Source organism: Bradyrhizobium pachyrhizi (assembly GCF_029714545.1).
Lineage (GTDB): Bacteria > Pseudomonadota > Alphaproteobacteria > Rhizobiales > Xanthobacteraceae > Bradyrhizobium > Bradyrhizobium pachyrhizi.
The window spans coordinates 946,747-958,757 of sequence record NZ_CP121667.1 but is presented as its reverse complement, the minus strand read 5'-3'; the positions used below and the strand labels follow the sequence as shown (position 1 = coordinate 958,757).

Genomic DNA, 12,011 nt, shown 5'->3' with positions numbered 1-12,011 from the left:
AATGCGGCTCGCCCTTGCGCTTGGCGACGCCGCTCAGGCCTGCCGGATCAATAGGTTGAGGTCAGCTCGCGGGCTTGCTGCGCGAAACCACCCAGTCGCGCAGCCAGGAGCCGATCGCGCAGCCGACGAGATAGAGCGCGAACATGACCAGGAAGAGGTCGAGCCAGTAGCCGAACCGGCCGGGCACGATCCGCGCGAACGACGTCGCCACCAGCGCGGCGGCGAGCAGCGCCAGCCAGCGCATCCAGACCTTCGAGACGCCCTGCGCCCGATGCACCACCGCGATCCAGCCCATGCAAAAGCCGAGCAGCGCCGCGCCGAGCAGCCAACCCCAGAAGAATGTCGCGAGCACGGTCATCGCTACTTCACCACGAATTCGATGCGGCGGTTCTGCGCCTTGCCGTCTTCACTCTCGTTGCCGGCGAGCGGCTGCGTGCTGCCATAGCCGATCGGCGTGAAACGGTTGGCGGGCAGACCGGCGCGCACGAGGTAATCCACCACGGCCTGCGCGCGCCGCTCCGACAGCGCCTGGTTGGCGGCCTCCTCGCCGTCGCTGTCGGTATGGCCGGCGATCTCGATCGTCGCATTGGGGCAGCGCAACGCGGTCTCGATCAGGCGGTCGAGCAGGCCCGCGGAATCCGGCACGATGTCGGCCTTCCCCGACTCGAAGCGGATCTTGCCCTTCGAGAGAATTTCGGAAAACAGCTGCTGGCACACCGTGGGATCGACCGGGGCAGCCGCCGGCTTGACCGTGACCTCGGCCTTGTACTGCCAGCCCTGCGGAAAATCCTTGCCGAGCCCGTCGCGGATCTGGCCGGCGGCGGCATCGTAGAGCGCATCGCCCGACAGCTTCACCTCGCGGTCCGATACCACCAGCGTTCCGGTCGACAGCCGCGACAGCGCGCCGAGCGCGGGCACCACCGCGGCCGCGAAACCCGACGGCGCGCCGATGCTGGCCTTGAGATTGTCGACCACCTTTTCGCTGAAGAACTTGCGGCCGGCGGCGGCGACCAGCGCGGCGTGCACGTTGTTGTCGGGGACGTAGCCGGTCAGCGTCAGCGTCACCGCGACCGGGTCCTTGTAGGCCTGGAACACGTAAGGCGGCGCCTTGATGTCGTTGGCGGCGATCGAATAGCCTTCCGGCAGGTTCTTCAGCGCCGCGGCGACCGCTTCGCGTCCGCCGAGCTCGCGCGCCATGCCGGCGAGATTGACCTTGTTGTCGGTCAGCGTGATCTTGCCTTCCTTCAGCTTGCTGATCTGGTCGAGCAACAGCAGCGCCGCCGCGTCGAACCGCAGCGGCGCGCCGCGGGCGAGCACCATCTGATCCACCACCTCGACGCCGCCGAGACCGGCCTTCGCGGCCTCAGTCAACTTGCCCTTGCTCGACGGCAGCGGCGCATTGCCACCAAGCGTGACCCGCACCACGTCGCGTTCGGCGGACCAGATAAAGGGTTTGGCTTCGGGAACAAGGCGGGTCTCGTCGTTCACCAGCCGCACGCCGGGCACGGCTTCGACCGACGCCACCGCGCTGAGGCGGCCGTCTTCGGAGAAGGCGTTGGCCGCGAACGTCACATCGCGGCCGTCGACGCTGATGCGGCGCTTGTCGAGGACGGTATCCTTGAGTGCGGCATTAGAGCGCGCGGCAAGGTCCGCTTCGACCGTTGCAGTGCTGGTCCAGGCCGCAAGCCCCCAAAGCACGACCAGTGGAATCACCCCCGGCCACCACTTGCTACTCCACTTGAAAAGTCCGTGCATTCAGCGTCCTGCGGGTCGGGAACCAGAGAGAAATCAAACCCTTGGCTGACTGTCAAACCCCAAATGACGCGCCATGGCGGGGGCGCCATGTCGGACCGGGATAACAGTTTCTTCAGTGGTCTTTCGCTAAGTTTGCCGCGGAATGCAAATCGGCCGGCCCGCGCCCTCATGAAACAACTCCGCAATACCGTGATCCGTGCCGGCATGGAGGCGTTGTATTTCTCGGGTGCGCACATCCTGCTGCGGCCGATCTTCGCCGGCGTCGGCGCCATCTTCATGCTGCACCACGTCCGCCCGCGGCGCGGCGAAACGTTCCAGCCGAACCATCATCTCGAGGTCACGCCGGACTTCCTGCGCGCGATGCTGACGCATCTGCGCGCGCTCGACGTCGACGTGATCAGCATCGACGAGGCGCATCGTCGTCTCGCCGAACGGAATTTCGCACGGCGCTTCGCCTGCTTTACCTTCGACGACGGCTATCGCGACAATCGCGATTTCGCGCTGCCTGTGATGCGCGAGTTCGGCGCCCCGTTCACGGTCTATGTCGCGAGCGATTTCGCCGAGGGCTGCGGCAGATTGTGGTGGATCGCGCTGGAGCGGGTGATCGCGGCGGCGTCCGCGATCGAGGTGCCGATCGACGGCACCATGACGCGGATCGACACCGCGACACCGCAGGCCAAGCGTACTGCCTTCGGCCGCATCCACGACTGGCTGCGTTCACTGCCCGGCGAGCAGGAGATGCAGGCCGAGATATCAGCGCTGTGCGCCCGTCACGGCGTCGACGAGACCGGCATCGCGCGCGAGCTCTGCATGTCATGGGACGAGTTGCGCGGCTTCGCCGACGACCCGCTGGTGACGATCGGCGCGCACACCATCACCCATTGCAATCTCGCCAAGCAGAGCGAGACCATCGCGTCGTTCGAGCTCGCGACCAGCCGGGCGCGGATCGAGGATGCGTTGCAGCGGCCGGCATTGCATCTCGCTTATCCCTATGGCGACCGGATCGCCGCCGGGCAGCGTGAATTCGCCCTCGCCCGGTCGATCGGCTTCCGGACCGCGGTGACGACGCGGCCGGGCATGCTGTTTCCCGAAAGCGCCGACCATTTGACCGCCTTGCAGCGGGTCTCGCTGAACGGCAATTACCAGGACGCGCGCCTGCTGCCGGTGCTGACGTCAGGCGCCGCCACCGCGGTGTGGAACGGCTTTCGCCGCATCGACGCGGCGTGATGCGCGCGGAGGATACCGCCGCGGATTTTCAGTTTCCTCCTTCCCCCTGAAAGGGGGAAGGTCGCGATGGGGGTCCGGCCACAGACGACGGCGTCTGTGGAGAGAGCAAATCCCCACCCGCCTTGCTCTGTGAGCAAAGCGACCTCCCCTTTTCAAGGGGAGGCCGCAAGCCATGCTCCCACTTGCGCCTTCGAGCTCTCCTTGACTCGTTCCCCGGCCGCGCCCAGAACCAGTGGCAACGCAATGGAGGAGCGCATGTTCAAGGATCTGTTTTCGCTGAAGGGCCGCGTCGCAGTGGTGACCGGGGGATCGCGCGGCATCGGCAAGATGATCGCGGCCGGCTTCCTCGCGCAGGGTGCCGCCAGGGTCTATATCACGGCGCGCAAGGCCGGTCCCTGCGAGGCGACCGCCCAGGAGCTTTCCGCCGCCTATGACGGCGAATGCATCGCGCTGCCGATCGACATCTCGACCGTCGAGGGCTGCGACAAGCTCGCGGGCGAGATCATCAAGCGCGAGCCGAAGCTCGACATCCTCGTCAACAATGCCGGCGCGGCCTGGGGCGCGGATTTCGACGAATTTCCGGAGAGCGGCTGGGACAAGGTGATGAACCTCAACGTCAAGTCGATCTTCTTCCTGACCAAGGCGCTGGCCAAGCCACTGCGCGCAGCGGCGACGCACGACAAGCCGGGCAAGGTGATCAACATCGCCTCGATCGACGGCATCTTCGTCAACCCGATGGAGACCTATTCCTATGCCGCAAGCAAGGCTGCGGTGATCCACCTGACGCGCCGCATGGCGACCCGCCTGATCAAGGACAACATCAACGTCACCGCGATCGCACCCGGCGCCTTCAAATCGGACATGAACCGCGCCGCGCGCGACCACGCCGACGAGGTCGCCAAGCGCGTGCCGGCGAAGCGCGTCGGCACCGACGAGGATATGGCGGGTACCGCGATCTATCTCGCCTCGCGCGCCGGCGACTATGTCGTGGGCAACACCATCGCGGTCGACGGCGGCGTGGTCTATGCGACCGCGGGGCTGGAGATCGCGGGCTAGCACGGTATCGCGACGATCGACTTTGGGCGCCATTCTATCGCTGTCATGCCCCGGCTCGACCGGGGCATCCAGTACGCCGGCCTCTCAATCCTGCTCGGCAGTCTCTGGAATACTGAATCACCCGCTTTCGCTTTCGCGGGTGATGACGGAATGAGCGCACGACGCAAAAGAAAAGGGGCAAGCCAGGACCTTCTCGGCTTACCCCTTTTCGGCCCCTCCGGGAGGAGAGGAACTGCTAGCTCGCCCTCAGCTCTCAATCCTCACATACTCGAAGTCCCCCGGCTTGTTGTCGATGCCGACCTTGGGCGGCGAGATCCAGGAGGCGAACTGGCCGGGTTCTGTCACCGGCTTCATCAGCGAGGCGATGAAATCGCCGTCCGCGGTCGACGGCAGCCAGTCGTTCTTGCGCTTGGCCCAGGTGGCGTCGTCGATCAGGAGGCCATCGGGCGTCGCATTGACGTCCTTGAACTCGCCGATCTGGCGGTGGAAGGCGGTGTTCGGCACCGCTAGCTTGTAGTCGATGCCGGCGGTCGAGATCACCTTGTTCCAGCGCAGCATGCCCTTGACGCAATCCTGCGTGTAGTCGTCGCGCAGCCTCATGTTGAGCGCGGTCAGCGCCGGCTCGTCGACCATCTTGATCTGGCCGTCCACCATCTTCATGACTGGATAGGTCGAGCTCTTGAGCTGGTGGTCGTCGTCGATCGTGGTTTCCTTGTAGCGGCCCTTGATGCCGGCGTTGAAGGCATTGGCCGCGTTGGTCGACACTTCCGAGCCGAACAGGTCGAGCGACAGCGAATAGTGCAGGTTCAGCTTCTTCTGGATGGTCGGCAGGTCGATCACGCCAAGCGCGCGGATCCTGGCGATGTCGTTCGGATCGGTGATGCCGGCTTCCTTCATCGCATCGCAGGTGCGCTGCACGACGCGGGTGATGCCGGTCTCGCCGACGAACATGTGGTGGGCTTCCTCGGTCAGCATGAAGCGGCAGGTGCGCGACAGCGGATCGAAGCCCGACTGCGCCAGCGAGTGCAGCTGCATCTTGCCGTCGCGGTCGGTGAAGTAGGTGAACATGAAGAACGACAGCCAGTCTGGCGTCGCCTCGTTGAAGGCGCCGAGCATGCGCGGAGAATCCGCATCCCCCGAGCGGCGGCGCAACAAATCGTCCGCCTCCTCGCGGCCGTCGCGGCCGAAATACTTCTGCAGCAGATAGACCATCGCCCAGAGATGGCGGCCTTCCTCTACATTGACCTGGAACAGGTTGCGCATGTCGTAGAGCGACGGCGCGGTCTTGCCGAGATGGCGCTGCTGCTCGACCGAGGCCGGCTCGGTGTCGCCCTGGATCACGATCAGGCGGCGCAGCATCGCGCGATGCTCGCCGGGGACTTCCTGCCAGGCCGGCTTGCCATAGTCCTCGCCGAACGGGATGACGCGGTTCTCTTCCTGCGGCGCGAGCAGGATGCCCCAGCGATATTCGGGCATCCGCACGTAGTCGAACTTGGCCCAGCCGCGCGGATCGACCGAATAGGCGGTGCGCAGATAGACCAGCGATTCCTGGAAGCCGTCTGGCCCCATGTCGCTCCACCAGTCCATGTAGCCGGGGTGCCAGCCCTCCAGCGCCTTGAGCACCTGGCGGTCCTCGGCGAGATTCACGTTGTTCGGAATCTTGGTCGAGTAATCGACGTTCATGATGTTCATGTTCATGGCCGTGCTCCCTTAAACTCGCGTCATGTCGAATTGCGCCTTCTGGCCGGTGCCGTAGCGGCGCAGCGCGCCGTCCTCACCGACCGCGTTCGGCCGCTGGAAGATCCAGTTCTGCCACGCCGTGAGGCGGGAGAAGATCTTCGATTCCATGGTCTCCGGGCCAACGAAGCGCAGATTGGCTTCCATACCGGTGAGGCCGTCGGGCGAGAACGAGGTGCGCTCCTCGAAGAACACGCGGACCTCGTCGTCCCAGTCGATGTCGTCGAGCGCGAAGGTGACGAGGCCGAGCTCTTCGGCCTCCTCCGCGTCGAGCGCCTTGCCGATCGAGCCTTGCGCACGCTCCAGATCCGAAGGGTCGGCCTGGAAGCGCGATTGCAGCCGGGTCAGGCCGTGGCTCATCGGATAGGGCCCGAAATTCATCGCCGTCAGCTCGATCGCCGGCGGCGGGCGGTTGTCGCCCTGCTTCTGGCCGATCAGCATGTAGGAGCGGTCGGCGGCGAACACGAGCTCGGCCAGCGTGCCGACAAAGCAGGAGCCGGGCTCGACCAGCGTCACCAGCGTGCGTGATGTGACGTCGATGCGCTTGAGCACGCGCTTCCAGTAATGCCTGACCTCGTTGACCAGCCAGTGCGCCTTGTTGGCCTCCAGGAACGCGTCATAGGACACGACATTGGCGCGGTCGCCGTGGCTCTTGAACACCAGCATCGCGATCTCGAGCTCGTTGATGCGCAGATGTAGGATCGCGTCATCGAGCTCGCGGGCGACCTGCAGCGGCCAGAATGCAGCGCCCTGCGCGATCATGCCGTCGATATCGGCGGGCGCCGTGGTTTCCGGCGCCTTGATCGAGATGGTGGCGATGCGCGCCGCGCGATCGATGTCGACGCTGACGAAGCCGTAGCGGATGGCACTGTCGTCGATGGTGCGCGTCAGCGGCGCCAGCGCGATGCCTTTGCCGGCACCGTTGCGCTTCGACTTCGCGGCGAATTCCTTGACGCGCTCGGCCAGCTTGCCCTCGAGCTTGGAGTTCGGCGCGATCTCGTCGACCAGGCGCCAGGAGACGGCACGCTTGCCCTTGATGCCTTCCTCGATGGTGCAGAAGAAATCGGCATGGTCGCGGCGCACCTTGCGCTTGTCGACGACGCGCGTAAGCCCGCCGGTGCCCGGCAGCACCGCGAGCAGCGGCACTTCCGGCAGCGCGACGGCGGCGGCGCCGTCGTCGGCCATCATGATGTGATCCGTCGCGAGCGCCAGCTCATAGCCGCCGCCGGCCGCGGTGCCGTTGACGACGGTGATGAAGCTCTGGCCGGAATTCTCGCTGGAGTCTTCCAGGCCGTTACGGGTCTCGTTGGTGAACTTGCAGAAGTTGACCTTGTGAGCGTGGGTCGAGCCCGCCAGCATGCGGATGTTGGCGCCGGCGCAGAACACCCGGTTCTTGCCCGAGCGCATCACCACGACCTTGACCTCTGGATGTTCGAAGCGCAGCCGCTGCACGGCGTCCGCAAGCTCGATGTCGACGCCGAGGTCGTAGGAATTGAGCTTGAGCTGGTAGCCCTCGAACAGGCCGGCGTTCTCGTCGACGTCCATGGTCAGCGTCGCGACGTCGCCCGCGACGTCGAGCTTCCAGTGCCGGTAGCGCGACGGGTCGGTCTGGAAGTCGATGTACTTCGCCCCGCCTGCAAGGACGCGATCGTCACCAGCCATGGGCCACCCTTATCTGTTGTCTTGCCGTTGTTCGTTCGAAGGTTCGTCGTCGAGGTCTTCATGCACAATAATGCATGTTTTCGATCTGGTCTAGTTCAAAACGCAAAAACATGCATTTTGTTTCATGTTCGGGAAATTCACTCGCTCGGCCAATGACCTGGCACCGGCACCAAAGGTCAGGCCGCCAGCGCCGGGTCGTCGCGCAGCGCCGCTTTGGCGAATTCGGCGACCGCCTCGAGCGTCACCGCGGGCGCTTCGCGATGCGGCGAATGGCCGGCACCATCGATGGCCGTGACATCGACCGGGCAGTAGCACTCCTCCTGGGCGATCTCGACCTGCCGCATCGTGCCGTACTGGTCGGCCGCGCCCTGCACGATCAGCACCGGCACGCGGATATAGGCGAGATAGTCGGAGATATCCCAGTCGCGGAATGCCGGATCGAGCCAGGCGCCGTTCCAGCCATAAAAGGCGTTGTCGACGTCCTTGTGCCAGCGCGCCAGCTTCTCCTTCAGGTTGGTGGTCTCGTATGCCGTCTTGATCTCGGCGATCGACTTCACCGAAATGTCCTCGACGACGAAGTGCGGCGCCAGCAGCGCGAGGCCGCGCAGGCGATGATCCTGGTGCGCGCCGGCATAGATCGCGGCAATCGACGCGCCGTCGGAATGACCGAGCAGCAAGCCGCGGCGGAAGCCGATCCGATCGAGCAGCTTCGGCAGCACGTCGAGCGCCTCGCGATGCATGTAGTTGACCGGACGCGGCAGCTTCGCCGGCGACGAGGAGCCATAGCCCGCGCGCGAATAGGCGAACACGCCGGCGCCGGTCGCCGCCTGCAACTTCTCGGGGAAGTCGCCCCACAGCCCGACCGAGCCGAGGCCTTCATGCAGCATCACGATGGTCGGCGCCGCGTCCGGCGAGGGACCGATCATGCGGTATTCGAGCTCGGCGCCGTCGATGCTGAGGAAGCCTGTGGGGTTTAGGTTCTGCATGCTCGACCTTCCTCATCGTCGTCCCGGCGAAGGCCGGGACCCATAACCACAGGCTTCAGTTGTTGCGCAAAAGCCGTCGAACAGCATCTCTTAGAACAAAGGCCGCGGCGTATGGTCCCGGCCTTCGCCGGGACGACATGCGAAAACGCTATTGCGCACCGTCGCGCAATTTGAACCGCTGGATCTTCCCGGTCGCGGTCTTCGGCAGATTGTCGACGACATCGATCCAACGCGGATATTTCCACGGGCCGATCTTCTGCTTGACGTGCTCCTTCAGCGCCTCGTGCAAACCTTCGGCCGAGCTCTCGGGCCGCAGCACCACGTAGGCCTTCGGCTTCAAGAGCCCTTCCGGATCGGCCTCCGGCACGACGGCCGCCTCCAGTACCGCGGGATGGGTGATCAGCGCGCTCTCGACCTCGAACGGCGACACCCAGATGCCGGAGACCTTGAACATGTCGTCGGCGCGGCCACAGAAGGTGTAACGGCCGTCGGCATCGCGCGTGTATTTGTCGCCGGTGCGGGTCCAGGCGCCCTCGAAGGTGGCGCGGCTCTTGGCCCGCTGATTCCAGTAGCTCTCGCCGGCCGAGGGCGCATCGACCAGGAGCTCGCCGACCTCGCCGTCCGCGACGTCGGCGCCGGCCTCGTTGACCAGCCGCACCTTGTAGCCGGGCACCGGACGGCCGGACGAGCCGTATTTGATGTCGCCGGGCGCGTTCGACAGGAAGATGTGCAACAGCTCGGTCGAGCCGACACCGTCGAGGATGTCGACGCCGAACCGTGCGCGCCACGCATTGCCGACCGATTCCGGCAGTGCCTCGCCGGCCGAGGTGCAGACGCGCAAACGGTTGCCGCCGGACTGCGCCTTGGTCGCCTCGTCGTTCAGCATCGCCGCGAACAGGGTCGGCACGCCAAAGAAGATGCTCGGATGATATTTGTTCATCAGCGCGAACATCACCGCCGGCGTCGGCCGCTCGGAGTTCAACACCGTGGTGGCGCCGACCGACATCGGGAACGTCAGCGCATTGCCGAGCCCGTAGGCGAAGAACAGCTTTGCCGCCGACAGGCCGACATCATCCTCGCGGATGCCGAGCACCTGCTTCGCGTAGGTCTCCGCGGTCGCCGCGAGATTGGAATGCAGATGGCGCACGCCCTTCGGCATGCCGGTCGAACCCGACGAATAGAGCCAGAATGCCGGCTCGTCGGCATGGGTCGGCGCGGTGGCGAACACGTCGCTCTCGCGTGCGATCTCGTCCGACAGCTTCTTGTGGCCATGCGCGTCCTTGCCGGAGACCACGACATGCTCGAGGTCGGGCATCCGCGCGATGATGTCCTTCACGACCGGCAGCAACGCTTCCGACACGAACAGCACGCGCGCGCGGCAATCACCGAGGATGTAGGCATACTGCTCCGCGGTCAGCAGCGTGTTGAGCGGCACCGGCACCACGCCGGCGCGGATCGCGCCGAGGAACACGATCGGGAAATCGACCGTGTCCAGCATGATCATGGCGACCCGCTCCTCGCGGCGGACGCCGAGCCGCCGCAGCATGTTGCCGACGCGGCGGGTCTGCTGCTGCAACTGGCCATAGGTGATTTGCGACACCGTATCGTCGAACACGACCTTGTCGCCGCGGCCTTCATCGACGTTGCGGTCGAGCAGCCAGGAGACCGCGTTGTAAGTCATGCTCCGCTCCTCGGACCCGGACGTGCCACGCTTCCCTCTCCTGTGAATTTAAGAATTATAATTCATACAAAGCCACTACGTTGGCTTGCTGTCAATCCTTATCGGCACTATGTTTCCTAGAACCTCGGTCTGATTCAGCCAGGACCGCGCGTCGCACAGGGATCATGACCGCAGCCAACGACCCGGAAACCGACTTCCTTGAACAGCTCGGCCAGCGCGTGCGCACGATGCGCGCCCTGCGCGGCATGTCGCGCAAGGTGCTCGCCAAGGTTTCCGGCATATCCGAACGCTACATCGCCCAGCTCGAAAGCGGCAAAGGCAATGTCTCGATCGTGCTGCTGCGCCGTGTCGCAGGCGCGATGGGGGCGCATCTCGAGGACCTGATCCCCTCCAGCGAGCCGCTGCCGGACTGGGCCGTGATCCGCGATCTCCTGCGCAAGGCTTCACCGAACCAGATCGCGCAGGCCAAGGACATGCTCGCCGGCAGCAGCCCGCTGGCGCCACGCCGCGCCTCCTTCTCCGGGATCGCGCTGATCGGCCTGCGCGGCGCCGGCAAGACCACGCTCGGGCGGATGCTGGCGAAGAAGATCGGCTGGAGCTTCGTCGAGCTCAACAAGGAGATCGAGGCGCAGAACGGCCTCTCGGTTGCCGAGATCATCGCGCTGTACGGCCAGGAAGGCTTTCGCCGCATGGAGCAGGCGGCGCTGACGCAGCTGCTCGCGCGCAAGGAATTGATGGTGCTGGCGACCGGCGGCGGCATCGTCTCCGAGGCGCTGACCTTCGACCTGATCCTGTCGTCGTTCTACACGATCTGGCTGAAGGCCGAGCCGGAAGAGCACATGGCCCGCGTCCGCCGCCAGGGCGATCTGCGCCCGATGGCCGACGACCGCTCGGCGATGGCGGAATTGCGCAACATCCTGGTCAGCCGCGAGCCGCTCTACGCCCGCGCATCGGCGGTGGTCGATACTGCCGGGCTTTCGGTCGACGCCGCCGCCGCGCGGCTGATCGATTCCGTGCGGCCGGTACTGCAGAACGAGGCGCGCAGCTTCGGGCTGCGCAGCGTGGCGCTTTAGCAGCACTTAGAGCAGCCGGCTCTTCACATCATCAGCGCCGTCGCGCAGCAGCGGCAGGAAGCGGTCGATCAATTCCTGCATCGGCACGCGATCGACATGCGCGCCCATGTTGATGGCGGCGACGATGGTGCCGTCGTAGCGGTGCACCGGCACCGAGATGGAGCGGAAATGCGGCTCGGCCTCGCGGTCGACCAGTGAATAGCCCTGCGCGCGATCGGCGACAATCGTCGCGAGCAGCTTCTTCGGATCGGTCGTGGTCTGCGGCGTCACCGGATCGCGGCGCATCGCCTTCAGCCGCGCCGCCAGTTCGGCATCAGTGAGCCGGCCGAGCATGGCGCGGCCGACCGAGGTGCAGAACGCCGGCAGCCGGTAGCCGATGTCGAGACCGGCGGAGAACACACGGGTCGGGCTCGAGCGCGCGACGAACACGACGTCGTCGCCGTCGAGCAAGGCGAGCGAGGCGATCTCCTGCGCCGCTGTCGCGATGCGATCGAGCACCGGTTGCAGCACCGTCACCACCTGGTTGGATTGCAGGAACGAGCCGGCCAGCGTCAGCACATGCGGCGTCAGCGTGAACAGCTTGCCGTCGGTCGCGACGAAACCGCCATGCGCGAGCGTGAACAGGATGCGGCGCGCGGTGGCGCGCGGCAGATCGGCGGCACGCGCCAGATCGCTCAGCGTCGCAGGACCGGTAACGGTGCCGAACACCTGCAGCAGACGCAGGCCGCGATCGAGCGCCTCGACGAAGTCGGTGGCGCGCTCGTCCTGGTCGGTCCGCTTCAGCTTGGGCATGAGGCTCGGCTTTGAACGGTTCAAAAATTGCGCTTGCTGTCC

At 65.5% G+C, this 12,011-nt stretch carries 10 protein-coding genes; 3 read left to right on the top strand and 7 right to left on the bottom strand.

Going from position 1 to position 12,011, the window contains the following annotated elements:
* Positions 1-61 precede the first annotated feature (61 nt).
* Together QA639_RS04300 and QA639_RS04295 are read right to left on the bottom strand one after the other, a co-directional pair.
* A complete protein-coding gene (locus QA639_RS04300) occupies positions 62-358 on the bottom strand; it encodes a hypothetical protein (protein ID WP_016844056.1) in 297 nt (98 codons plus the stop codon).
* Between the two features lie 2 nt (positions 359-360).
* A complete protein-coding gene (locus QA639_RS04295; protein ID WP_283089242.1) occupies positions 361-1,755 on the bottom strand; it encodes an OmpA family protein in 1,395 nt (464 codons plus the stop codon).
* 168 nt (positions 1,756-1,923) lie between these two features.
* Between QA639_RS04295 and QA639_RS04290 the strand changes: the two genes are divergently transcribed.
* Together QA639_RS04290 and QA639_RS04285 are read left to right on the top strand one after the other, a co-directional pair.
* On the top strand, positions 1,924-2,982 hold the full coding sequence (locus QA639_RS04290) for a polysaccharide deacetylase family protein (protein WP_283089241.1): 1,059 nt from the start codon (positions 1,924-1,926) through the stop codon (positions 2,980-2,982).
* Positions 2,983-3,237: 255 nt separating this feature from the next.
* Positions 3,238-4,038: an SDR family NAD(P)-dependent oxidoreductase gene (locus tag QA639_RS04285; RefSeq protein ID WP_283089240.1), complete on the top strand. Its 801-nt coding sequence runs from the start codon at positions 3,238-3,240 to the stop codon at positions 4,036-4,038.
* Between the two features lie 246 nt (positions 4,039-4,284).
* Here QA639_RS04285 and boxB read toward each other — a convergent pair whose 3' ends face one another.
* The 4 genes from boxB to QA639_RS04265 form a co-directional block, all read right to left on the bottom strand.
* Positions 4,285-5,736: a benzoyl-CoA 2,3-epoxidase subunit BoxB gene (gene boxB / locus QA639_RS04280; protein ID WP_283089239.1), complete on the bottom strand. Its 1,452-nt coding sequence runs from the start codon at positions 5,734-5,736 to the stop codon at positions 4,285-4,287.
* A gap of 12 nt (positions 5,737-5,748) precedes the next feature.
* Complete coding sequence (gene boxC / locus QA639_RS04275) at positions 5,749-7,437, bottom strand: 2,3-epoxybenzoyl-CoA dihydrolase (RefSeq protein WP_157348382.1); 1,689 nt, start codon at positions 7,435-7,437, stop codon at positions 5,749-5,751.
* 176 nt (positions 7,438-7,613) lie between these two features.
* Positions 7,614-8,423 (bottom strand): alpha/beta fold hydrolase, encoded by an 810-nt coding sequence (locus tag QA639_RS04270; protein WP_283089238.1) that lies wholly within the window; start codon positions 8,421-8,423, stop codon positions 7,614-7,616.
* Positions 8,424-8,571: 148 nt separating this feature from the next.
* Positions 8,572-10,104: a benzoate-CoA ligase family protein gene (locus QA639_RS04265; protein WP_157348845.1), complete on the bottom strand. Its 1,533-nt coding sequence runs from the start codon at positions 10,102-10,104 to the stop codon at positions 8,572-8,574.
* Between the two features lie 164 nt (positions 10,105-10,268).
* On the opposite strand from QA639_RS04265, the gene QA639_RS04260 reads away from it, so the two are divergent.
* Positions 10,269-11,177, top strand: coding sequence for a helix-turn-helix transcriptional regulator (locus QA639_RS04260; RefSeq protein WP_157348844.1), 909 nt, complete (start codon positions 10,269-10,271; stop codon positions 11,175-11,177).
* A gap of 6 nt (positions 11,178-11,183) precedes the next feature.
* Here the strand turns inward: QA639_RS04260 and QA639_RS04255 are convergent, their stop codons facing one another.
* Positions 11,184-11,969: an IclR family transcriptional regulator domain-containing protein gene (locus QA639_RS04255; RefSeq protein WP_050386779.1), complete on the bottom strand. Its 786-nt coding sequence runs from the start codon at positions 11,967-11,969 to the stop codon at positions 11,184-11,186.
* Positions 11,970-12,011: the final 42 nt, after the last annotated feature.